We start from the raw sequence: 23,088 nt of genomic DNA, 5'->3' as shown, positions 1-23,088 counted from the left end.
CGGATGGCGCAGACGATCGATCGCGGGACGCTGGATCGGCTGATCGCCCTCGGCCGGGCGCGCGGTGAACTCACGGCGCAGGACCTGCAGGCCGCGCTGCCGGTCGACCGCATGGATGTCGACGCCTTGGTGCTGGTGATGCTGGAGCTCGACGCCGCGGGGGTCAGCGTCGAGCCGGAGGCGTTCGGGCCGCCCGTGGACCGGCCGATCTCCGGCTCGCTGATGCTCCCGGAGCAGCCCTCCGGGACGCCGCCGCCCGTCCTGCCCGCGGGCGGGACGGGAGCCCCGGCTGTGCCGGCGGAGCCCGCGCCGATCCGGCCCGCCACCCCGCCCGAGCGGGATCCGGACGGAAGCCGAGACGTCACCCGGGCCGTCGCCCTGGCGGGGCTCGCGACGCTGCTCATCCTCGGCGCCGTGCTGCTGTTGTTGTGATACCCGGCTGCAAGACTCCGGGCCGGAACGCTTCCGCGGGCCGCCCCGTTGGCCCCGGCCCTGGCGGACCAAGAGGACGAACCCCGACCATGCGTCAACGCGCCGACAACACCCTGGCCCTGCTGGTCGCGGCCCTGCGCGAGAGCGCGGCGCATATGGAGGCGCTGCTGACGCTGGCGCGGACCGAGATCGACGGCAACGTCCGGGCCATCGTCTCGCTGATCGCGATCGTGGGCACGATCCCCGTGCTGCTGATCGTCACGTTCTTCCTCGGGCTCGACGCGGTGGTAAAGCTGCTCGCCGTGCCGTTCGGCTCCGAGGCGCCGGCGGCGCTGATCGTCGCGGCGCCGTTCCTGGCCGTGGCGCTGGTGCTCGGCTGGCTCGGCCTGCGCCGGATGGCACTCTCGAACCTGGAGCCGTGGCGGACCTGGCGGCAGGTGAAGCAGGATGCCCGCGAGGTGGTGCGGAGCCGTGCCTAGCGTCACGCGCCCGATCGCATACGGATGAACGATCGGGGTTTCAAAAGGTCTTCGACCCAGCCCTTTCAAGGTGTTGGGTTGAGAGCCAGGACATGGCGTCGGGCCGGTCTGCACGGCCCTTTTCCCGGGCGCATGCAGCGCCAGCGGAATGCGACCCGGGACCCAGCACACGACGGCGCGCAGCGTCCGTCCGATCGAACTGTGCCGCTGGCGCGACGCTTCGTGTGCTGGGTCCCGGATCAGGTTCCGCTTCGCTTCACCTGTCCGGGAAAGGGACGCGCGTGATCTGCTCAAGAGCGCTGATCCCACGACGCGCACGTGGCCAAATACCTTGAAAGGGCTGGGCTCCAAGCCCTTTGGAAACCCAGGGCTTTGCGATTTACTGCGTCGGCGCCAGGATCGCGCTGAGGCCCGGATCGAGCGGCACGTCGAGGTGGCAGCGCAGGCCCTCGGCCTCGAAGGCGAGGTCGACGAGGCCGTCGAGTTCGCGCCGCACCCCACCCGAGATCAGGCGGGTCCCGAAGCCGGCCCGGGCCGGCGGCTGCACCGGCGGGCCGCCGCTCTCCTGCCAGGTAAGGCGCAGGCGCAGCGTCCCGCCTTCCATCGTGGCGAGGGACCACGACACCCGGACGCGTCCCCCGGAGACCGAAAGCGCGCCGTACTTGGCCGCGTTCGTGGTCAGCTCGTGGATCGTCATGCCCAGAGCCAGCACGTGCCGGGGGGACAGCGAGACGTCGGGACCGTCGAGGCCGATCTGGTCGCCGCCCGTGCGATAGGGGCTCAGCTCGCTCTCCAGCACCTCGCGCAAGGAGGCGCCGCTCCAATCCTCGCGGGTCAGGAGGTCGTGGGTCTTGGACAAAGCCAGGATCCGCGCCTCCAGGACGCCCTCGGACCCGCGGGACTGGCGGGCCAGCGCCTGCACGGTGGCCAGCGTGTTCTTCACCCGATGGTTCAACTCGTGCAGCATCGTCACCTGCTGCTCCTGGAGGGCGCGCCCGCGGCGGATCTCGGCGTGCAGCTCGTCGGCGTTGCGCTGAAGCGTGCCGGCCATGGCGTCGAGCTTGCCGCCGAGTCGGCCGAACTCCGTGGTGCCGCGCAGGCCCGTGCGGGCGGTGAGGTCGCCGGCCTGCCAGGCGGCCGCGATCCGGAGCAGGCGATCGATCGGGCGGCGGATGAACATCCGTCCGGCCAGGAGCGCCGCCGCCAGCGCCAGCACCGCGCCCAGGGCGATCAGCACCAGCCCGCGGCGCGTGGCGGCGTCGATATCCGCGAAGGCCGCCGCGCTGTCGCGTCCGACCATCAGGCGCACCCCCGCGAGCGGTCCCCCCGGCCTAGCGGTGGCGATGATCCGGGTGCGGCCGTCGAGGCCCTCGGCGATGCGCACGTCGCCGTCCCCGGCCGTCAGCATCGCGGCGCGTTCCGGCGGAATCCGTTTGCCGATCCAGTCCGCCCCGTTCGGGCGCTGCGCGATGATGAGGCCGTCGTTATCCGTCACCGTGATGGCCGTCTCCGCCTGGTGCAGCGTCTGCTCCAGGTGGTCGGACAGCCAGTCGAGATCGACGGCGGCCAAGAGGACGCCTGTGGCCGGGACGCCGGTCGCTCGAATGCCCGTCGCCGCGGCGACCGCCTCGTCGGCCGCGGACACCACCCGGGCGAAGTGGATCGACGGCCGTTTCGAGACGATGCCCTGCGCGTAGCCGCCGACCGCGAAACCGTCCGCCTCAAGGGCGCGGCGGTGATAGGCCCGCGCCCCGCTCGAATAGGCCCCCGCCGCTGAACCGGCGCTGTCGCAGATCACGCTGCCGTCGGGATCCGTGAGCGCGATCAGGATCACGTGCGGGAGCCGGGCGGCGGATCGCTTCAGATACGCTTCACAGGCGGCGGGCTCGCGCGCCCGCACGGACGGGTCCCCGGAGATGAGGTCGAGGGCCTGCCGCATCCGGTCCGACAGCTGGGCGAAATCCTCCGCGGCGCCCCGGACTGTGGCGAGGGCGTCGGCGCGCACCGCCGCGTCGCGGCTCGTCCGCAGGGCGACCTCGTTGTAGCCCTGGATCGCCAGCGCCGGGGTGAGCGCCAGCAGCACCAGCAGCAGGATACGCGTGGTCAGCGACATGGCTGGTCAGTCGCGGCCCGCGCCGGCATGAGCGGCCTGGAGCGCAGCGAATCCGAGGTCGCCCGGAACCTCCACGATCAGGTCGCGCAACGCCGGCTCATCCTCTACCACGCGCACGGTATGACCGCGCTCGCCCCGGTGCCGTTCGGTCAGGCCGGCCGCCGCCCTCTCGGGCGCTCCAACGCCGGGGTGCCGCGACAGATAGAGCTTGACCGTCCTGCCGCAAGCCGACGCCGCGTGGATCCGGCCATGTCCCGCCAGCGGCTCGGCCAGGCCAACGATCATCGACAGGCTGGTGCGGAACGGCGCGCAGGCTCCGGCGGCGATCGCCGGTCTCACGGCCTGCGGATCGCGCGGCATCGGCCGGACACGGCCGGCGCCGGGGCAGGGGCGAGATCGAAGGCTGTACGCCGGCTCATCCCGGCCTTGTTGCAGAACCGGCGGGCGCTCGCCAGCCCGCCGACGGGCTCGGCCTCGAAAGGCTTCGGCTTGCCTTAATGCTCGTGGCTGCGCGCGCCGCCCGCGACGGGGCGCAGATGCAGGAAGCTGCGCTCGCCGGTGGCCGCCTCCGCCACGTGCTGGATCGTGTCGAGCAGCTCGGTGACCGCCTGCGGCGCGGCGGGTCGGAACTGCGCCTTGGGCTCGACCCAGCGCTTCCGCGTGCGCCTCGCGGCGATCTGCGCCTCGCTCAGCGCATCGAAATCCCGGCGTCGAACCATGGCTCAGCCCTCCGACCGGAACTGTGTCGGCCCATGGTTGACGAAAGGTTAACACCCCGGGCTGATCGGTGCCGGCATGGCGATCCCGCAGCACCGAGGGGCGGGGTGGCGGCACACGAGCCTAGAGCGGCGCCGGGCCGCGCGGCTCCGTCCGGTCCGTCAAGGTCCGCAACAGTTTGAGCAGCACCGCGCGGATATGCGCGCGAAGGTGGGTCTCGTCCGACATGGGTCGATCTACGGCGCGACGACGCTGGAAGTTTCAGAAACCCGCTATTTCGTACGGCGTTGCTACGCAAAAAGGCGGTCGTGCGCGGAAGCCCGCGCGCCTCCCATCACCCAAGGGCGTATTGCCAAGCCGCCCTCAGCGCGTCTGATCCTTGGGTATTGATGGCGTACCGATCTTCGAGAGAACGCTCCGGATATGCGCCCGCACCATCTCTTTTCTGTTTGAACCGGTGCCCGTGCTCTTCGCAGCAGGCGGCTCTTCGGCGGTCGACATGTCAAAGCCCCGGGGTCGGAAGCACCACCTCTTCGGGCCACTGGGTGTGGGCGGGCGGGCTATGGCCAAGATCTATAGTAGATCGCCGCGCTCAAATCTCGGCGTTATTGTCGTAGCGCCGACCAATTCACGTTTTAGCTACATTAAGGTTTATCGCAGTCGGCGTTGGTCGCAGCCGCGCACCAGACTACGTAGCATGGTCCGAGCGCCCGCCAGCGGGTTCCAGCAGGGGGAAGTCGGTGCCCGAGCGCTTTTACTTCGATGTCGAGAACGACCGGGAGCGGATCCGGGACGATGTGGGCGTCGAGGCCGAGAGCCTGGAGGAGGCCCTGGCCGAAGCGCACAGCGTGATCGAAGAGATGGCGGGTTCTGTCGGCAGGGGCGCGTCCGGCGCCTCGTGGACCCTGGTGGTCCGGGATGCCGCCGGGTCGGTGGTCGGCCGCCTGCCGATCCAACCGTGAGGGTGCCCCGATCAAAGAACCCGCCGCGGCACGGGCCGGGCGGGTTTGAAGGCGATCTCGTCTCGGAGAATGCCGGATCCTAGACGCCGCACCCGACGGCCGCATCCCTCATCCGGGGGAAAGCCTCCACACGATTCAGCGATGCCTCGGCCTGGAGCCGTTCCCGATCGCGCTGCGATCGGGAACGGCTCCAAGTCCTTGATTGAACGCGCTCGCTTACGCCGAACCGGTATCCACTTCGGCAGCGCGCGCCTGACCGGAAGGATCAAGGCGATCAGCCGCCGAAGGCGCGGGGTGGCAGGCCGCTCACGCCGACATCGAGCTCGAACAGCGCCCCCGCGGAGGGCTCGTGCTCGGCGCCCCGCGACGCCGACGTGACGAACAGCCGGTCGAGCCCCGGGCCCGCGAAGGCGCAGCTCGTGATGTTGGTGGCCGGCAGCGGGATGGCCCGCAGGAGGCGCCCCTCCGGATCCACCCGGCTGATCCGGCCCGCGCCCCAATGCCCGATCCACAGGCAGCCATCGGCATCCGTGGTCATCCCGTCGGGCCAGCCCCAGGCCTCGGGGAAGCGCAGGAACTCGCGCTTGCCCGTCAGGGTGCCGTCGGCGGCGAGGTCGAAGGCGAACACGGTCCGGGCGGCGCTGTCGCTGTGATAGAGGATCCGGCCGTCGCGGCTGAAGGTCGGGCCGTTGGCGACGCCGTAATCGCCGTCCATCCGCCGCCAGGTCAGGTCGGGATCGAGCCGGTGCAGGGCGCCCGAGATCGCGGTCTCGGCCTGGTGCATGCTCCCGGCCCAGATCCGGCCGGCATGGTCGACCTTGGCGTCGTTCAGGCGGTTGTCCGGATAATCCGGCTCCGGATTGCCGATCGGGGTGACGCTGTCGGCCTCTAGGTCGAACACCGCGAAGCCGCTCTTCAGGCCGATCACGAAGTCACGCCGCCGGGCGCGGGGGATGATCCAGCCGATCGGCTCCGGGAACGGGCGCGTGCCGGTCGCGCCGCTGGCGAGGTCGAGCCAGCGCAGGGCCGGCGCCTCGATATCGACCCAGAACAGCCGACCCCGCTCCGGCACCCAGACGGGTCCTTCGCCGAGCCGGTCGCGCTCGGCACGGGCGACGATGCGGAACTGTGCTTCCATGGATCGCCTTCTTCCAGTCCGGCGACGGGTCCCGACCCGCCACCTCACGCAGCATCGCGGGCGGTGGCCGATCAGGCGCGGTCGGACGCGCCCCGGCTCGGCCGGCTGCCCCACAGTGCGAAGAACAGGACGTAGAGTTCGCAGGCGGCCGTGATCAGGAAGGAGTGTTGCAGACCGAACCGGTCGGCGGCCCAGCCCTGCACCACCACCAGGGAGCCCCCGGCGATCGCCATGATCAGCAGGCCCGCCCCCTCCTCGGTCAGGGGCCCGAGGCCGCGGATGCCGAGGGTAAAGATCGTCGGGAACATGACGGCGTGGAACAACCCCACGGAGATCAGCGCCCACATCGCGAGCGGCCCCGTCGCGAAGGTCGCCACCAGCATCACCGCGAAGGCCGCGATGGCCGCGCCGGCCAGGATGGTCTCGGCGGAGCGCCCCTGCATCAGGTAGCTGCCGACGAAGCGGCCGACCATCATCCCACCCCAGAGCAGGAACAGGTAGCGCGAAGCCTCGGTGTGCGTGAGGTTGCCGATCTCCGGCTGCGAGACGAAGTTGATGAACAGGTTCGAGACCCCGATCTCGGCGATCAGGTAGATGAAGATCGCGGGCACGCCGAACACGAGGTTGCGGTGGCGCCAGAGCGACAGCGTTCCGGGCTCGGTCTTGGCGGTGCGCTTCGCGGCATCGTCCCCGCCGCCGATGGCGGGGAGGGGGAAGCGGGCGATGACGACAGCGAGGACGACGAGGATCGCCGCCACGATCAGGTAGGGGAGCTGCACCGACTGCGCGTCGGCCAGCCGCTCGGCCGGGCTCAGGGCGGTGCCGGCGGCGACGTTGCCCGAGGCGGAGCGGCCAAGGATCAGGTAGCCGCCGAACAAAGGCGCCAGGGTCGTGCCGAACGAGTTGAAGGCCTGGACGAGGTTGAGGCGCGCCGGGGCGGTCTCCGGCGGCCCGACCACCGCCACGTAGGGGTTGGCGGCGACCTGGAGCAGGGTGATGCCGCTGGCGATCACGAACAGGGCGGTGAGGGTGATCGCGTACGAGACCTGATGCGAGGCCAGGACCATGCCCAGCGTGCCCAGCGCCATGATGCCGAGGCCGACCACCAGGGCACGCTGGTAGCCGATGCGCGCGATCAGCTTCGCCGCCGGGATCGAGGCCACGAAATACGCGATGAACCACACCGACTCGATCAGCGTGGTCTGCGTGTAGCTGAGGTCGAACACGCTCCGCAGATGAGGCAGCAGCGTGTTGTTGATGACCGTGATGAAGCCCCACATGAAGAAGAGGCTCGCGAGCAGCGAGAGGGCCGGGCGGTAGCTGCCCTGGTCCCGCGTCGCCGTCTCCGCCGCGGGCGCTCCGATGCTCGCGATCGGTCCTGCCATCAAACGTTTCCTCTTGCCGGGGCCGCCTTACGGGCCCCTTATTGTGAATTTCATTTGTATGAGTATATAGCGGATGTGCCGACGTCAACCGCGGCACCCTTGGAGGGCCGGCGCACGATCGGCAAGGGGAGGGCGAGCATCTTGCCAGGGGATCGGATGCGTGGAGTGGGAGCGGTTGCGCTGGGCGCCTGTGCGGCGATCCCGGTGGTCGCCCAAGCGGCCGAGCCGGTCCGGACCGTGTTCGGCACCTTGCCGGACGGCCGCACGGTCGAGGAGGTGACGCTCACCAACGGCAAGGGCGTCACCGCCCGGGTGATCGCCTGGGGCGCCCTGCTGCGGAGCCTCGAGGTGCCCGACCGCGCCGGCAAGCCCGCCGACATCGTCCTCGGCTACCGCGATCTCGCCGGCTACCTCGCCCAGCCCAACTATTTCGGGGTCAGCGTCGGGCGCTACGCCAACCGGATCCGCGGCGGACGCTTCACCCTCGACGGCCGGACCTACACGCTCGCCACCAACGACGGCCCCAACGCCCTGCACGGCGGCACCGCCGGCTTCGACAAGCGGCTCTGGACCATCACCGAGGTCAAGGGCGGCGCCACCCCGTCGGTCACCCTGCGCTATGTCAGCCCGGACGGCGAGGAGGGCTATCCCGGCACGCTCACGGTGACCGCGACCTACGCCCTGGACGACGCCAACACGCTGACCGTCACCTACCTGGCCACCACCGACAAGCCGACGATCGTCAACCTGACCAATCACAGCTTCTTCAACCTCGCCGGCGAGGGTTCGGGGCGGTCGATCCTGGGCAACGTCCTGACCATCCCGGCCGAACGCTACACCCCGGTCGACGCGACCCTGATCCCGACCGGCGAGCACGTTCCGGTTGCCGGCACGCCGTTCGATTTCCGCAAGCCGACGGTGATCGGCGACCGTATCCGCGACGGGCGGGACATCCAGATCGTGCGCGGGCGCGGCTACGACCACAACTGGGTCGTGACCGACGCGCCCACCGCAGAGCCGCACCTCGTGGCCCGGGTCGAGGAGCCCGAATCCGGCCGGGTCCTGGAGGTCGCCAGCAACCAGCCGGGCGTGCAGTTCTACGCGGGCAACTTCCTCGACGCGACCGCGGTGGGCAAATCCGGCCTCGCTTACCGGCAATCGGACGCCCTGGCGCTGGAGCCCGAGCTGTTTCCCGATACGCCGAACCAGCCGGCCTTCGGCTCGGCCCGGCTCGATCCGGGGGCGACCTACCGGAACGTCATCACCTATCGCTTCTCCACCCGCGCGGCGCCTCGAGGCCACGAATGATCGATCGCCCGACAGGACCGCCATGACCGCGCTCCTCCGAAAGCGCGCCTGATTTCAACATCGGCCCCGGGACACTGCGACCCTCCCGGGCGCCGAGACCTGATGTGTATGAGTAGATAGAATGGCCTGCGCGCAATCGGCAGGCCAAGCCGGCGACGGCAGAAGGAACCTGGATGCGTCTGTTGAAGTGGTTGGTGCTGTGCGGCTGTGCGACGATCCCGATGGTCGCCCAGGCGGCCGAGCCGGTCCGGACCGTGTTCGGCACCCTGCCGGACGGCCGCACGGTCGAGGAGGTGACGCTCACCAACGGCAAGGGCGTCACCGCCCGGGTGATCGCCTGGGGTGCCCTCCTGCGGAGCCTCGAAGTGCCCGACCGCGCCGGCAAGCCCGCCGACATCGTCCTCGGCTACACCGATCTCGCGACGTATCTCGACAAGCCGAAACGGTTCGGGGTGACCGTCGGGCGCTACGCCAACCGGATCCGCGGCGGCCGCTTCACCCTCGACGGCCGGACCTACACGCTGGCCACCAATGACGGCCCGAACACCCTGCACGGCGGCACCGCCGGCTTCGACAAGCGGCTCTGGACCATCACCGAGGTGAAGGGCGGCGCCACGCCGTCGGTCACCCTGCGCTACGTCAGCCCGGACGGCGAGGAAGGCTTTCCCGGTACGCTCACGGTGACCGCGACCTACGCGCTGGACGCCACCAATACGCTGACCATCAGCTACCAGGCCACCACCGACAAGCCGACCGTCGTCAACCTGACCAATCACAGCTTCTTCAACCTCGCCGGCGAGGGCTCAGGGCGGTCGATCCTCGACCAGATTCTGACCATCCCGGCCGAGCGCTACACCCCGGTCGACGCCACGCAGATCCCCACGGGCGAGCACGTTCCGGTCGCGGGCACGCCGTTCGACTTCCGCAAGCCGACGGTGATCGGCTCGCGCATCCGCGACGGGCGGGACATCCAGATCGTGCGCGGGCGCGGCTACGATCACAACTGGGTCGTGACCGACGCGCCCACGGCCGAGCCGCACCTCGTGGCGAAGGTCGAGGATCCTCACTCGGGCCGGGTCCTAGAGGTCGCCAGCAACCAGCCAGGTGTGCAATTCTACACGGGTAACTTCATCGACGCGACCGTGGTGGGCAAATCCGGCCTCGTTTACCGGCAGTCGGACGCCCTCGCGATCGAGCCCGAACTGTTCCCCGACACGCCGAACCAGCCGGCCTTCGGCTCGGCCCGGCTCGACCCCGGCGCCACTTACCGGAACGTGATCACCTACCGCTTCTCCGCCAGCTCCGCACCCCGGACCCAGCCATGACCGATCGCCCGACCACCCGCTCCCTGCGCTCCCGCGCCTGGTTCGATAACCCCGACAACATCGACATGACGGCGCTCTACCTGGAGCGCTACCTGAATTTCGGGTTGAGCCTGGAAGAGCTGCGCTCGGGCAAGCCGATCATCGGCATCGCCCAGACCGGCTCCGACCTGTCGCCGTGTAACCGGCATCACCTCGTCCTGGCGGAGCGCGTGCGCGAGGGCATCCGCGAGGCCGGCGGCATCGCCCTCGAATTCCCGGTCCACCCGATCCAGGAGACCGGCAAGCGGCCCACCGCCGGCCTCGACCGCAACCTCGCCTATCTCGGCCTCGTCGAGCTCCTGTACGGCTACCCCCTCGACGGGGTGGTGCTGACCACAGGCTGCGACAAGACCACCCCGGCCTGCCTGATGGCGGCCGCTACCGTGAACATCCCGGCCATCGCCCTGTCGGTCGGTCCGATGCTCAACGGCTGGTACAAGGGCCAGCGCACGGGTTCCGGCACCATCGTGTGGCGGGCGCGCCAGATGCTGGCCGCGGGGGAGATCGACAACGACGGCTTCATCAAGCTTGTGACCTCGTCCGCCCCCTCCACCGGCTATTGCAACACGATGGGCACGGCGACGACGATGAACGCGCTCGGCGAGGCGCTCGGCATGATGCTGCCGGGCTCCGCGGCGATCCCGGCGCCCTACCGGGACCGCCAGGAGGTCGCCTACCGCACGGGCAAGCGCATCGTCGAGATGGTGGCGGAGGACCTCAAGCCGACCGACATCCTGACCCGGGAGGCGTTCCTCAACGCGATCGTGCTCAACTCGGCGATCGGCGGCTCGACCAACGCCCCGATCCACCTGGCCGCGCTCGCCCGCCACGCGGGGGTCGAGCTCGACATCGCCGACTGGCAGACCCACGGCCTCGACGTGCCGCTGCTCGTCAACCTGCAACCGGCGGGCGAGTATCTCGGTGAGGATTATTATCGGGCGGGCGGCCTCCCGGCGGTGGCCGCGCAGTTGATGCAACGCGGGCTGCTCCACGAGAACGCCCTGACGGTGAACGGGCGCACGATCGGCGACAATTGCCGCGGCGCGGTGATCGAGGACGAGGATGTGATCCGCCCGATCGACCGGCCGCTGAAGGAGGCCGCGGGCTTCCTCGTGCTGCGCGGCAACCTGTTCGACGCGGCGATCATGAAGACCAGCGTGATCGGCGAGGAGTTCCGCCAGCGCTACCTCTCGAACCCCGAGGACCCGGAGGCCTTCGAGGGCCGGGCCGTGGTGTTCGACGGACCGGAGGATTACCACCACCGCATCGACGACCCGGCGCTGGGGATCGACGACAACAGCATCCTGATCATGCGCGGCGCCGGCCCGGTCGGCTACCCGGGCGCGGCCGAGGTGGTGAACATGCGTCCGCCCGCCTACCTGATCCGCGCAGGGGTGCACGCGCTGCCGTGCCTCGGCGACGGGCGCCAATCCGGCACCTCGGCCTCGCCCTCGATCCTCAACGCCTCGCCGGAGGCGGCGGTGGGCGGCGGCCTTGCGCTGCTGCGCACCGGCGATCGGGTGCGGATCGACCTGAAGCGCGGCACCGCCGACATGCTGCTCGACGCGGACGAGATCGCGCGCCGCCGCAAGGCCCTGGAGGAGGCCGGGGGCTACGCCTATCCGGCGTCCCAGACCCCGTGGCAGGCGATCCAGCGCGCGAGTGTCGGGCAGATGCACACAGGCGCGATCCTGGAGGGCGCCGAGCGCTTCCAGCGCATTGCTCAGACCAGCGGGCTGCCGCGCGACAACCACTGAACGGAAGCCCCGCCGCCGTGACGGCGGCGGGGTTCTTTTACGCCTTCAGCGACAGTTCGGTGTCGGCGAGCGCGAGGCGGACCAGTTCGGTCATCGCCGCGCGCGCCGCCTCGACGTCGCCAGCCACGATCGCCTCGTACAGGATCCGGTGGTCCGGCATCGGATCGCGGGGCAGGGCGCTGCGGCGCTGCTTGAAGATCGTCGTCCAAGTCACGGCCGCGGCTATGGAACTCGACAGCGCCATCAGCGGCCCGTTGCGCGCCGCCTCCAGGATCGTGTTGTGGAAGGCCTGGTCGGCCGCCCGCCCGATCTCGGTGGCGAGGCCGTAGCGGCCCATCTCCTCGAGGGCATGGCCCATCCGGGAGATGTCGAGCCCCGAGCGCCGCTCGGCCGCCAGGGCCGCCGCCGCCGGCTCGACGATCATCCGCAACTCGAACAGATCCCGGATAAAGGTTTCGCTGGGCTCGGCCTCGAAGGCCCAGGCGAGGATGTCGGGATCGAGCAGGTTCCAGCGGCTGCGCTGGGTCACGCGGGTGCCGGTGCGGGGCCGGCTCTCGACCAGCCCCTTGGCGCTGAGGATACGCACCGCCTCGCGATAGGCGGTGCGAGAGACCTTCAACTGCTCCGAGAATTCGATCTCGCCGGGCAGCACGTCTCCCGGCGCGTAGCGGCCCGCCAGGATCGCGATGCCGAGATCGCGCGCCACCGAGCCGTGGATCCGGCGCGAGCCCGAGGCCAGCGGCAGCTTGATGTCCTCGAACCCCGGATCCCCCCTCACCCGACACCTCCAGTCCGAGCCGCCAGGACGGGGCAGGATCGCCGCGATCGTACCTGGAAGTTGTAGGAGCGCAAGCGGCGACACCCGCAAGCATCATAGTGCCGCCAGGCTTGCAGCCACTGCACAACTGCTCTAAGTTATTTGTATTAGTAAAGAGCTGAGTGTGAATGCGGAGATTCGCGGCACGATCCTGATCGGCGCCGAGGATGCGACTGCGGCAGATACCTTCCGGGCCGTCGAGGCGGCAAGTGGCGCGGCGCTGGATCCCGCCTTCTCCGCTGCCGGCGCGGCGGAGGTCGCGGCGGCCTGCGCCCTGGCGGATGCGGCGTTCCCGAGCTTTTCCGAATCGACCCCCGAGGTGCGGGCCGGGTTCCTGGAGTCCGTGGCCACGGCCGTGGGCGATCTCGGCGAACCCCTGATCGAGCGGGCCATGGCCGAGACCGGGCTGCCGCGCGCCCGGCTGGAGGGCGAGCGCGCCCGCACCATCGGCCAGCTGCGCCTGTTCGCGAGCGTCGTCCGGGCGGGCGACTGGGTCCAGGCCACGATCGATCCGGCCCAGCCCAAGCGCACGCCCCTGCCGCGCCCCGACCTGCGCCGCCGCCACGTCGCCCTCGGCCCGGTGGCGGTGTTCGGCGCCAGCAACTTCCCGCTCGCCTTCTCGGTGGCCGGGGGCGACACCGCCGCGGCACTCGCGGCCGGCTGCCCGGTGGTGGTCAAGGGCCACCCGGCCCATCCCGGGACCAGCGAATTGGTCGCCCGAGCGGTGCGGGCGGCGGTCGCCGCCAGCGGCCTGCATCCGGGCGTGTTCTCCTACCTGCCGGGGCCCTCGAACGCCCTCGGGACGGCGCTGGTCGCCGATGCGCGGATCAAGGCGGTGGGCTTCACCGGCTCGCGCGGCGGCGGTCTCGCCCTGCTGCGGGTGGCGGCGGGCCGTCCCGAGCCGATCCCGGTCTATGCCGAGATGAGCGCAGTCAATCCGGTCCTGCTGCTGCCCGGCGCCCTGCGGGCGCGAGGCGCGGCCCTGGCCGCCGGCTTCGTCCAGTCCCTGACGCTGGGGGCCGGGCAGTTCTGCACCAATCCGGGCCTGCTGATCGGGATCGCGGGGTCCGACCTCGAAGCCTTCGCCGAGGCCGCCGCGGCGGCGATCCGCGAGAGCGCGCCGCACGCGATGCTGACCGCCGACATCCGCGCCCGCTTCGAGCAGGACGTCGCCGAGATGGCGGGCCGCCCGGGGGTGACTGTCACGGCACGCGGGGAGAAGGCTGGTCCCGGTGGCGCCCCCGCCACCCTGCTGCGCACGGACGGGGCGCGGTTCCTGGCGGATCCCGGCCTCGCCGACGAGATGTTCGGCCCCGCGGCGATCCTAGTGGCGGCCGCGGACCTCGATGAGGTCAACCGCATCATCGCGGCGCTCCCGGGCCAGCTCACCGCGACCCTGCATCTCGACCGCGCCGACGAGCACATCGCCGCCGGCCTGGTCCCGGCCCTGGCCCGCAAGGCCGGCCGCATCCTCGCCAATGGCTGGCCCACCGGCGTGGAGGTCGCGCCCGCGATGGTCCATGGCGGCCCGTTCCCGGCGACCTCCGACGGGCGCAGCACCTCGGTCGGCACCCTGGCGATCGAGCGGTTCCTGCGCCCGGTCTGCTACCAGGACCTGCCCGAGGCGCTGCTGCCGCAGCCCCTGCGCCCGGACAATCCCTGGCATCTCACCCGCAGGGTCGACGGCACTCTCAGCCCGACCTTCGACCGCTGACGCGCCGGCGCGCGGCGCCACCTGATTTCGAGCCGGCCCGCCGAAGGCCGGCCCTGGGAGGATCACGATGGGTCAATCACTCCTACAATTCCGTGCCCCCGACGGGCGGCGGGGTGTGGCAGTGCTGGAGGACGGCCGGGCGCGGAGCGTGGTCGGCGTGGACAGCGTCCTGGAGCTGGCCCGGCGCGCGCTCGCGGCCGGGGACAGCTTGGCCGAGACGGCGGCCCGGCTCGGGCTCGGCGACACCGTGGATCTCGACGCCGTGCGGCTGCTGCCGCCGATCGACCACCAGGATCCCGCGCATCTGCTGCTCAGCGGCACCGGCCTGACCCATCTCGGCTCGGCCGAGGGCCGGGACAAGATGCACCGCGCCGCGGCGGCGGACCCGGCCCCGACCGATTCCATGCGGATGTTCCGGATGGGCGTCGAGGGCGGCAAGCCCGCCCCGGGCGAGACCGGGGTCCAGCCCGAATGGTTCTACAAGGGCGACGGCGCCGCGATCGTCGGCACCGGCGAGCCGCTCCTGTCACCCGCCTTCGCCCTGGACGGCAGCGAAGAGCCGGAGATCGCCGGCATCTACTTGATCGATCCGGACGGCCATCCGGTGCGCCTCGGCTTCGCGCTGGCGAACGAGTTCTCGGACCACGTCACCGAGCGCGGCAACTACCTGTGGCTCGCCCATTCGAAGCTCCGTCCGGCGGCGCTCGGGCCGGAGCTGTGGCTGGGGGCGCTGCCCGCCGACGTGCGCGGCTCCAGCCGCATCCGGCGCGACGGCGCCGTGCTGTGGGAGAAGCCGTTCCTCTCGGGTGAGGCGAACATGTCCCACACGATCGAGAACCTGGAGCGGCACCACTTCAAATACGCGCAGTTCCGCCGCCCCGGCGACCTGCATGTGCACTTCTTCGGCACCGCCACCCTGTCGTTCAGCGACGGCGTCACCGCCCAGCCCGGGGACGTGTTCGAGATCGAGGCCGCGCCCTTCACCCTGCCATTGCGCAATCCCCTGGCGATCGCGCCCGCCCGCGAACTCGCCGTGAAGGTCCTCTGAGATGTCGGTTTCGAACGGAACGATCCGCATCGGGCTGGTCGGCGTCGGCAAGATCGCCCGCGACCAGCACCTGCCGGTCATCGGTGCCTCGCCGGACTACACCCTGACCGCCGTGGCGAGCCGGGAAGGCCGCTTCGAGGGGGTGCCGAACTACCGCACGCTGGCGGAGATGCTGGCGGGGCAGGGCGACCTCGACGCGGTCGCCCTGTGCCAGCCGCCGCAGGTGCGCTTCTCGGCCGCCCTGGCGGCGATCGAGGCCGGCCGGCACGTCTTCCTGGAAAAGCCCCCGGGGGCGACGCTCGCGGAGGTCGGGATCCTGGTGGAGGCCGCGCGGGCGCGGGGCGTCACCCTGTTCGCCAGCTGGCACTCCCGCTACGCCCCCGGGGTCGAGCCCGCGCGGCAATGGCTGTCCGGCCGCCGGATCCGGTCGGTGGCGATCGCCTGGATGGAGGATGTCCGGCACTGGCATCCCAACCAGGCCTGGATCTGGCAGGCCGGCGGCATGGGCGTGTTCGATCCGGGGATCAACGCCCTGTCGATCGCCACCCACATCCTGCCGCCGTTTTTCCTCACCGGCGCGACCCTCTCGGTCCCGGAGAACCGGCAGGCGCCGATCGCCGCCGACCTGCACTTCACCGACGCCGCCGGCACCCCGATCGAGGCCGTGTTCGACTGGCGCCAGACCGGCCCGCAGACCTGGGACATCCGTGTCGACACCGAGGACGGCCTGCTGGTGCTGTCGAAGGGCGGCAGTGTCCTCACGATCGACGGCAGCCCGCAACTGCTGCTTCCGGAGGCCGAGTATCGCGGCCTCTACGACCGCTTCGCCGCCCTCGTCCGTTCCGGCACGAGCGACGTCGACCTGAACCCGCTGATCCACGTCGCCGACGCCTTCCTGCGCGGCGAGCGCCGCACCGTGGAGGCCTTCACGGACTGACCGGAGGGATCCCGGCGGAACACCAACGCGACAGAGCCAATCAGGGCCGCGCGTTACTAAGGGGGAGTCACTGTTATGGGAAAGTACACGCGATGGGCGGCGCTCGCATTGTGCGCCGCGACACTCTCGGCGGGCGTCAGCCCGGCCGAAGCTCAAGACCCTAATGCTCCGGACGGGGGACCGTCCCTGGTGAACCCGGGTCCGAAGGCGAGTCCGGCGGCGAAGGCCCAGTACCGCGCAAACCGCGCCAGGCGGCGGAACGTGCGCTCGGCGCGGAGCTTTGCCGGCGCCGACAGCGCGGCGGCTGCGGCCGACGTGCAGGGCGCCAGCGCGACGCCGCCGGGCCTGCCGCCGGGAACCCTCGACCTCGGCAACGGGATCAGCATGATCCTGAACTACACCGGCGAATTCGCCGCCAACCCGTCGGGCGGCATCCGCCAGGGGTCGGACTACACCGGCCAGATCGTGTTCGGTCTCGATGCCGACCTCGGCCGTCTCGCCGGGATCGACGGCGGCGCGGTGCATACCATCGTGACCCAGCGTCACGGCCGCAGCCTGTCGCAGGACTATATCGGCAACAACACCAGCGTTCAGGAAGTCTACGGCGGCGGTCAGACCGCACATCTCACGGTGCTGTCCTACGAGCAAAAGCTGTTCGACAACCGCCTGGACGTGGAGGTCGGTCGCCTTCTGGCCAACCCGCCGTTCCTCGCCTCGCCGCTCTACTGCAACTTCCAGAACAACGGCACCTGCGGCGCGCCGAAATCCGCGTTCAAGATGACGAACTTCACCTATTGGCCGATCGCGAGCTGGGGCGGCCACGCCAAGGCCTGGGTCAACGACAAGGTGTTCGTGCATGCCGGCGTCTACGAGGTGAATCCTCGCAACCAGCGTGACGACCGGAACGGCATCGACTGGTCGACCAACGGCGCCACCGGCGTGGTGATCCCGGTGGAAGTCGGCTACTCGACCAACTTCGGCAACGATCCGCTGCCGCGCAACTACGGCATCGGCGCGATCATCGACCGGTCCGACTACAGCGATCCCGTGCTCGACGTGCGCCGCGGGCCTCGCCTGTTCAGCGGGCTCGACGACCTGACCCGGTTCGGCCGGTCGGCGGTCTATGCCCGGTTCGACCAGATGGTCTGGCGTCCGGACCCGAACGGCATCCAGGGCCTGACGCTGTTCGGGGTCGCGTTGGGCGCCACCGGCGGGCGGCAGACCCAGGACTTCTTCCTGGAGGGCGGCGCCGTTCTGACCGGCACCTTCCCGGGCCGGCCCTACGACACCCTCGGCGCCGTGTTCGTGATGGAGAAACTTTCCTCCCTCGGGGCAGCCAATATCCGGGCGGCGCGCGCGTCGTACGGGCTCAGCAGCCGCAACGTCGAAACCCTGCAGACCATCCTGGAGCTGAGCTACGGCATCCAGCTCACCCCGGCGGTGCGGCTGATGCCGAACCTGCAATACGTGATCGACCCGGACCAGACCCGCTTCCCGTTCCGGCCGAAGCCGATCCCGAACGCCTTCGTGGTCGGCGCGAAGCTCTCGGTCGACCTGTTCACCCTGGGCGGCCTGGCCAAGGGCCCCGGGAGCCTCTGACATCAGGGGTACCACGACGACGCTCGCGAACCTGCCCCCAGCGGGCTCGCAGGCGGGACGGTAACCGGATCGGCGCGCGCGGAACATCCGCGCGCGCCGATCGCGTTTCGGGGCGGGCGATCAGAGCCTCGCAGGCGAAGGCCGACCGCAGGATCCGGCGCCCATGAAGCCAATGAACAGGTGCAGGCCCAATCCCGGCAGCCGTGCGAGATTCATGGTCTGCTCCGTCCCGAATGACGGCCCCGCCTTTCGGGGGACGTCACCCTTAGAGGGGTCCCGGCGTGGAACCGTGCGCCCGGTCGTGGGTTGACGAACAGATTATAGTTGTTCTAATTCGCAAGAACGAACGGCACGCCGCCGAACCGAAACGGGAGCATCGAGACATGGCCAGCGCAAACTGCGAGAGCTGCAAGTTCTTCGACGAGCACAAGGGCAACGGCGCGAGCGCCCAGGGCGATGCCGGCCTGTGCCGGTTCAACCCGCCGGTCAGCCAGCCGGCTCCGGAGTCCAAGGGTCTCTGGCCGGTCGTGACGACCAACGACTGGTGCGGCCACTTCACCGCCGAGATGACGGCGGCCGAGTAAGCCCGGGCGCGCCCACCGCCGATTTGGCGCAGGGCGCGACAGCCAGGCCGTAGAGCCGTCGGACGATCCAGGGCCAGCCGCCACGGCTGGCCCTTTTTCGTGCCGATAAGCCAGGATCCAGGGCCGGGATACGAGGGCCGAAGCGTCCTCGCGAGCTCGGCAGGCCCGACGATCAAGATCGAACCGATCACCGCCGACGGCGACACCGCTCAGCAGCAACATCGTTCCTCAAATACGCCACTAAGAAAAATTATATTCTTTCTTATGGCCGAGCGGGAGATTGAACATTCGTCGGAGCCAGATTTCCCGGCCTGCCAAGCCATGATCCGCAAGCCGATCGATACGACCATGAGATGAAATCACACTCTCAATCGGCCATTCTGAGGAGAACATTTTTCTATTCGGGGCGAATTGGGAAAGCCGTTTCATTGACGTTGTGCAACGCAATCAGCAATTCTAGCAGCCTATTCGGATAACCGGTCGCGCTTCTGCCGCTCCTCACTGAGCAGGGCGGCCCGGCATTGTCGCGAGGCTTCTGCAATGACACGACCGAGACTCGTTGGGCTGAGCGCGAACGTTCAGCGCCCGTCCAAGACCCGCACGCTGGTCGATGCCGTGCTGCACGAGGCCTGCGCCCAGGCGGCGTTCGACGGGCGGATCTTCGACTTCGTCGATGCCGGCTCCGGGCTCGGGGCGGCCTGGACCCGCGACCAGCTGCCGCTGCCCGCCCGCCGGGTGCTCGACGCGATCGAGGAGGCGGACGGGCTCGTGGTCGGCTCGCCGGTCTACAAGGGCGCCTATACCGGCCTGTTCAAGCACCTGTTCGATCTGGTCGATCCGAACGCGCTGGCCGGCAAGCCCGTGGCCATCGTGGCCACCGGCGGCGGCGCCCGCCATGCCCTGGTGGTCGAGCACGCCTTCCGGCCGCTCTTCGGCTTCTTCGGCGCACTCCAGATCCCGACCGCGGTCTACGCGTCCGACGCGGATTTCAGCGACGGCGTGCTGACCGAGGCCGGGGTGCGCGCCCGCGCCGCCGAGGCCGGCGCCCAGCTCTCCGCCCTGCTGCTGCACCGGGCGGCCGCGGCGACCGGCCCGGCCGAACTCGCCGCCGCCGAGTGAACCGGGCGATGCTCGACCGCCGCACCCTGCTGGCCGCGACGCTCCTGGCTGCGGCCGTCCCGGGCCTCCGGGGTGCGCGGGCGGCCGAGCCCGGCGTGCTGTGCATCGGCTACCAGAAGAACGGCATCCTGGTGGTGGCCAAGCAGCAGGGGATCATCGAGCGGCGCCTGGAGCCCCTGGGCCACACGGTGCGCTGGGTCGAGTTCTCGTTCGGGCCGCCGCTGCTCGAGGCCCTGTCCCTCGACGGGATCGATGTCGGCCTGACCGGCGATTCTCCGCCCATCTTCGCCCAGGCGGCGCGCTCCAGCCTCGTCTACGCGGCGGCCCAGGAGGCCGGCGGCTCGGGGGCCGGGATCCTGCTGCCCAAGGGCTCGCCGGTGCGCAGCCTCGCCGATCTCAGAGGCAAGCGCGTCGCCTTCGCCAAGGCGTCGAGCGCGCACAATCTCACGGTGGCGGCCCTGGAGAAGGCGGGCCTGCGCTACGCCGATATCGAGCCGGTGACCCTGGCCCCCGCCGACGCGGCGGCCGCCTTCGCCCGCGGCAGCGTCGATGCCTGGACGATCTGGGACCCGTATCTCGCCGTCGCCGAGGAGGGGGATGGGGTACGGGTGCTCGCCCTCGCCACCGCGATCACGCCGCAGAACAACTTTCTCCTGGCGAGCCGGGCCTTCGCCGAGACCCGTGGCCCGGTGCTGATTGCGGCGATCGACGCGCTGGGCGAGGTCGCGGCCTGGTGCCGGCAGAACCGCGGCGACGTCGCCGCGCTCCTGTCGCAGGGCACCGGCGTGCCGCTGCCGGCGACGCGCCGGGCGGTGGACCGCACCGATTTCGTGATCGGCCCGATGTCCGACCGCATCACCGCCGAACAGCAGGCCATCGCCGACCGGTTCTACGCCCTGAAGCTGATTCCGAAGCCGATCCACGTCGCCGACGCGGTCTGGACGGCACCCGCCCGCAACGGCTGACCTCATGACCGATCGACTCGCCCGCCCCCTTGCGTCCGGGCTCGCCCCGCACCGCCGAAAACTCCTGTCCGCGGGCCTCGGCCTCGCGGCGGCCAGCGTCCTGCGCCCGGCCCGGGCCGCGGGCGGCAGCGTCCGGGTCGGCTACCAGAAATACGGCTCCCTGGTGCTGCTGAAGGGCCGCGGCACCCTGGAGAAGGCGCTCCAGCCGCTGGGCTACACGGTGGCGTGGTCGGAATTCCCGTCCGGGCCGCCGCTGATGGAGGCCCTGAACGCCGGCGCGGTCGATTTCGGCTCGGCCGGGGAAGCGCCGCCGATCTTCGCGCAGGCCGCGAGCGCGGAGCTGCGCTACGTCGCCACCGAGCCGCCGGCCCCCCGGGGCGAGGCGATCCTGGTGCCGAAGGACAGCCCGGTGCGCAGCGTCGCCGACCTGCGCGGCCGGACGCTGGCCCTCAACAAGGGCTCGAACGTCCATTTCCTGGTGGTGCGGGCGCTGGAGCAGGCCGGCGTACCCTACGATGCGGTGAAGTTCGCCTTCCTGGCTCCGGCGGATGCGAATGCCGCCTTCGTGCGCGGCTCCGTCGACGCCTGGGCGATCTGGGATCCCTATCTCGCCGCCGCCGAGCGGGCCACCGGCGCCCGGGTGCTGGCGGACGCGCAGGGGCTCGCGCCCAACCGCCAGTTCTACCTGTCCCGCCGCGGCTTCACCGATGCCAACCCGGAGGTCGTCGCAATCGTGCTCAAGGCGATCGGGGAGGTCGATACCTGGGCGGAAGGCCATGCCGAGACCGTGGCGGCGGACCTTGCGCCCTCGGTGGGCATTCCAGCCCCGGTGCTCCGCGTCGCCCTCGATCGCCTGTCCTACGGGGTGACGCCCCTGGATGCCGCGGCGGTGTCCGACCAGCAGCGGGTGGCCGACGCCTTCCACGGCCTCGGCCTGCTGCCGAAGCCGATCCGCGTGGCCGACGCGGTCTGGACACAGCCCGAACGCCGGGCGGAGAACCGATGATGCGCCCAACCCCTCTCGGCCGCCTGCGCGATACGGCGCTGCCGTGGCTGCTGCCGGTCGCGATCCTGCTGGGCTGGCAGGCCGCGGTCTCGGCCGGCCTCGTCTCCAACCGGTTCATGCCGGCGCCGCTCGACGTGGTCCGGGCCGGCTGGGATGCCGGGCGCACCGGGGAGCTCTGGACCAACCTCTGGGTCAGCACCCTGCGGGCGCTGTCGGGCTTCGCGGTCGGCGGCGGCATCGGCTTCGCGCTGGGCCTCGCCAACGGCCTCTCGCGCCTGTCGGAGCGGCTGACCGACACTTCGGTGCAGATGGTGCGCAACGTGCCCCACCTGTCGCTGATCCCGCTGGTGATCCTGTGGTTCGGCATCGGCGAGGAGGCCAAGCTGTTCCTGGTGGCGCTCGGCGTGTTCTTCCCGATCTACGCCAACACCCTGCACGGCATCCGCTCGGTGGACCCGGCGCTGGTGGAGATGGGCCGCGTCTACGGCATGTCGCGGACGGAGCTGTTCACCAAGGTGGTGCTGCCCGGCGCCCTGCCGTCGATCTTCGTCGGGTTGCGCTACGCCCTCGGGATCATGTGGCTGACGCTGATCGTTGCCGAGACGATCTCGGCCTCCTCGGGGCTGGGCTACATGGCCATGCAGGCCCGTGAGTTCATGCTGGTGGACGTCGTCGTGCTGGCGATCCTGATCTATGCCGCCCTGGGCAAGCTCGCCGATGCGCTGACACGTCAGCTCGAACGCGCCTGCCTCGCCTGGAACCCCGCCTATAGGAGCGCCTGATGCTGCTCGACGCCCTTCGCCGCGAGGCTCCGGCCGATCCCGCCCCCGAGACCCGGATCGCCGACGCGCCGCCCGCGTCCGTGCCGGCGCGCCATCCGGCGGAGGCCGCGAGCCGCGGCATCGCCGTAACCGCCCGCGACCTCCGAAAAAGCTTCGACGGCAATACCGTCATCGAGGGGCTCGATCTGTACCTGCCGGCCGGCGGGTTCACCGCCGTGGTCGGGCGCTCCGGCTGCGGCAAGAGCACCCTGCTGCGCCTGATCCTCGGGCTGGAGACGCCGACCGGCGGCCGGATCGTGCTCGAAGGGCCGGAGACCGGCCCGCGCCGGAGCGATCCGCCCAAGCGGATCATGTTCCAGGAGCCGCGCCTGCTGCCCTGGGCCCGGGTGGTCGACAACGTCACGGTCGGCCTGTCCGGCCATGGCTCCCGGGCCGAGCGCCGGGAGCGGGCGCTGGCGGCCCTGGCCGAGGTCGGCTTGTCCGACAAGGCCGGGCAATGGCCCGCGACCCTGTCGGGCGGCCAGCGCCAGCGCGTGGCGCTCGCCCGGGCCCTGGTGGGCCGGCCGGGCCTGCTGGCGCTGGACGAGCCCCTCGGCGCCCTCGACGCGTTGACCCGCATCGGCATGCAGGACCTGATCGAGCGGATCTGGCTGGCGCAGGGTTTTACCGCGCTGCTCGTCACCCACGACGTGTCCGAGGCGGTGGCGCTCGCCGACCGCATCCTGGTGGTCGAGGCCGGCCGCATCGCCCTGGACCTGCGGGTCGACGTACCGCGCCCGCGCCGGCGCGGGGATCCGGACCTGGCGCGGCTCGAAGGGCGTATCCTCGATCATCTGCTCGGCGCCGAGCCGAACGTCTGAAA

Annotated in this window: 22 protein-coding genes; 16 read left to right on the top strand and 6 right to left on the bottom strand. The window is 70.7% G+C overall.

Annotated elements, in window-relative coordinates:
* The first annotated feature begins 3 nt into the window (after window positions 1-3).
* Together MKK67_RS25235 and MKK67_RS25230 are read left to right on the top strand one after the other, a co-directional pair.
* On the top strand, window positions 4-432 hold the full coding sequence (locus MKK67_RS25235; protein WP_243970712.1) for an RNA polymerase sigma factor region1.1 domain-containing protein: 429 nt from the start codon (window positions 4-6) through the stop codon (window positions 430-432).
* An 89-nt stretch (window positions 433-521) separates the two neighbouring features.
* The gene (locus MKK67_RS25230) at window positions 522-911 is read left to right on the top strand and encodes a phage holin family protein (RefSeq protein ID WP_243970710.1); all 390 of its coding nucleotides are present in this window, start codon (window positions 522-524) and stop codon (window positions 909-911) included.
* A 379-nt stretch (window positions 912-1,290) separates the two neighbouring features.
* Here MKK67_RS25230 and MKK67_RS25225 read toward each other — a convergent pair whose 3' ends face one another.
* The 3 genes from MKK67_RS25225 to MKK67_RS25215 form a co-directional block, all read right to left on the bottom strand.
* Window positions 1,291-3,024: a sensor histidine kinase gene (locus tag MKK67_RS25225; RefSeq protein ID WP_243970708.1), complete on the bottom strand. Its 1,734-nt coding sequence runs from the start codon at window positions 3,022-3,024 to the stop codon at window positions 1,291-1,293.
* Between the two features lie 6 nt (window positions 3,025-3,030).
* Window positions 3,031-3,384 carry a hypothetical protein gene (locus MKK67_RS25220; RefSeq protein WP_243970705.1) on the bottom strand — a complete coding sequence of 118 codons (354 nt, stop codon included), beginning with the start codon at window positions 3,382-3,384 and terminating at the stop codon, window positions 3,031-3,033.
* A gap of 134 nt (window positions 3,385-3,518) precedes the next feature.
* Entirely contained in the window at window positions 3,519-3,743 is a 225-nt protein-coding gene (locus MKK67_RS25215) for a hypothetical protein (RefSeq protein ID WP_243970703.1), read from the bottom strand.
* 738 nt (window positions 3,744-4,481) lie between these two features.
* Between MKK67_RS25215 and MKK67_RS25210 the strand changes: the two genes are divergently transcribed.
* Entirely contained in the window at window positions 4,482-4,703 is a 222-nt protein-coding gene (locus MKK67_RS25210) for a DUF6894 family protein (RefSeq protein ID WP_243970701.1), read from the top strand.
* 274 nt (window positions 4,704-4,977) lie between these two features.
* Here MKK67_RS25210 and MKK67_RS25205 read toward each other — a convergent pair whose 3' ends face one another.
* Window positions 4,978-5,841, bottom strand: a complete 864-nt coding sequence (locus MKK67_RS25205; RefSeq protein ID WP_243970700.1) for an SMP-30/gluconolactonase/LRE family protein — start codon at window positions 5,839-5,841, stop codon at window positions 4,978-4,980.
* Between the two features lie 71 nt (window positions 5,842-5,912).
* Window positions 5,913-7,226: a sugar MFS transporter gene (locus MKK67_RS25200; RefSeq protein ID WP_243970698.1), complete on the bottom strand. Its 1,314-nt coding sequence runs from the start codon at window positions 7,224-7,226 to the stop codon at window positions 5,913-5,915.
* 156 nt (window positions 7,227-7,382) lie between these two features.
* Here MKK67_RS25200 and MKK67_RS25195 point away from each other — a divergent pair, with 156 nt between their 5' ends.
* The 3 genes from MKK67_RS25195 to MKK67_RS25185 all read left to right on the top strand — a co-directional run bounded on the left by MKK67_RS25195 (window position 7,383) and on the right by MKK67_RS25185 (window position 11,655).
* Entirely contained in the window at window positions 7,383-8,534 is a 1,152-nt protein-coding gene (locus MKK67_RS25195) for an aldose epimerase family protein (RefSeq protein ID WP_243970696.1), read from the top strand.
* Window positions 8,535-8,707: 173 nt separating this feature from the next.
* Window positions 8,708-9,859: an aldose epimerase family protein gene (locus tag MKK67_RS25190; protein ID WP_243970694.1), complete on the top strand. Its 1,152-nt coding sequence runs from the start codon at window positions 8,708-8,710 to the stop codon at window positions 9,857-9,859.
* Window positions 9,856-11,655 (top strand): IlvD/Edd family dehydratase, encoded by a 1,800-nt coding sequence (locus tag MKK67_RS25185; protein ID WP_243970692.1) that lies wholly within the window; start codon window positions 9,856-9,858, stop codon window positions 11,653-11,655. The genes MKK67_RS25190 and MKK67_RS25185 overlap by 4 nt, the downstream gene beginning before the upstream one ends.
* A gap of 37 nt (window positions 11,656-11,692) precedes the next feature.
* Here MKK67_RS25185 and MKK67_RS25180 read toward each other — a convergent pair whose 3' ends face one another.
* A complete protein-coding gene (locus tag MKK67_RS25180; protein WP_243970690.1) occupies window positions 11,693-12,433 on the bottom strand; it encodes a FadR/GntR family transcriptional regulator in 741 nt (246 codons plus the stop codon).
* Window positions 12,434-12,590: 157 nt separating this feature from the next.
* Here MKK67_RS25180 and MKK67_RS25175 point away from each other — a divergent pair, with 157 nt between their 5' ends.
* The 10 genes from MKK67_RS25175 (at window position 12,591) to MKK67_RS25130 (ending at window position 23,086) form a co-directional block, all read left to right on the top strand.
* Window positions 12,591-14,186: an aldehyde dehydrogenase (NADP(+)) gene (locus MKK67_RS25175; RefSeq protein WP_243970917.1), complete on the top strand. Its 1,596-nt coding sequence runs from the start codon at window positions 12,591-12,593 to the stop codon at window positions 14,184-14,186.
* Window positions 14,187-14,253: 67 nt separating this feature from the next.
* A complete protein-coding gene (gene araD1, locus MKK67_RS25170; RefSeq protein WP_243970688.1) occupies window positions 14,254-15,234 on the top strand; it encodes an AraD1 family protein in 981 nt (326 codons plus the stop codon).
* 1 nt (window position 15,235) lies between these two features.
* Entirely contained in the window at window positions 15,236-16,171 is a 936-nt protein-coding gene (locus MKK67_RS25165; protein WP_243970685.1) for a Gfo/Idh/MocA family protein, read from the top strand.
* Between the two features lie 75 nt (window positions 16,172-16,246).
* On the top strand, window positions 16,247-17,770 hold the full coding sequence (locus tag MKK67_RS25160) for a carbohydrate porin (RefSeq protein ID WP_243970683.1): 1,524 nt from the start codon (window positions 16,247-16,249) through the stop codon (window positions 17,768-17,770).
* 383 nt (window positions 17,771-18,153) lie between these two features.
* Window positions 18,154-18,354 (top strand): hypothetical protein, encoded by a 201-nt coding sequence (locus MKK67_RS25155; RefSeq protein ID WP_050735995.1) that lies wholly within the window; start codon window positions 18,154-18,156, stop codon window positions 18,352-18,354.
* 540 nt (window positions 18,355-18,894) lie between these two features.
* Entirely contained in the window at window positions 18,895-19,473 is a 579-nt protein-coding gene (gene msuE / locus MKK67_RS25150; protein ID WP_092043564.1) for an FMN reductase, read from the top strand.
* A gap of 8 nt (window positions 19,474-19,481) precedes the next feature.
* On the top strand, window positions 19,482-20,438 hold the full coding sequence (locus MKK67_RS25145; RefSeq protein WP_243970681.1) for an aliphatic sulfonate ABC transporter substrate-binding protein: 957 nt from the start codon (window positions 19,482-19,484) through the stop codon (window positions 20,436-20,438).
* A 4-nt stretch (window positions 20,439-20,442) separates the two neighbouring features.
* Window positions 20,443-21,444 carry a sulfonate ABC transporter substrate-binding protein gene (locus MKK67_RS25140; RefSeq protein WP_243970679.1) on the top strand — a complete coding sequence of 334 codons (1,002 nt, stop codon included), beginning with the start codon at window positions 20,443-20,445 and terminating at the stop codon, window positions 21,442-21,444.
* On the top strand, window positions 21,444-22,226 hold the full coding sequence (gene ssuC / locus MKK67_RS25135) for an aliphatic sulfonate ABC transporter permease SsuC (protein WP_243970916.1): 783 nt from the start codon (window positions 21,444-21,446) through the stop codon (window positions 22,224-22,226). The genes MKK67_RS25140 and ssuC overlap by 1 nt, the downstream gene beginning before the upstream one ends.
* Entirely contained in the window at window positions 22,226-23,086 is an 861-nt protein-coding gene (locus MKK67_RS25130) for an ATP-binding cassette domain-containing protein (RefSeq protein ID WP_243970677.1), read from the top strand. Before ssuC ends, MKK67_RS25130 begins: the two co-directional genes overlap by 1 nt.
* The last annotated feature ends 2 nt before the right edge of the window (window positions 23,087-23,088 follow it).

This window comes from Methylobacterium sp. J-072 (assembly GCF_022829425.1).
Classification (GTDB): domain Bacteria; phylum Pseudomonadota; class Alphaproteobacteria; order Rhizobiales; family Beijerinckiaceae; genus Methylobacterium.
Note: the sequence above shows the minus strand (reverse complement) of the source record. Positions and strands in the feature narration are given on the sequence as shown.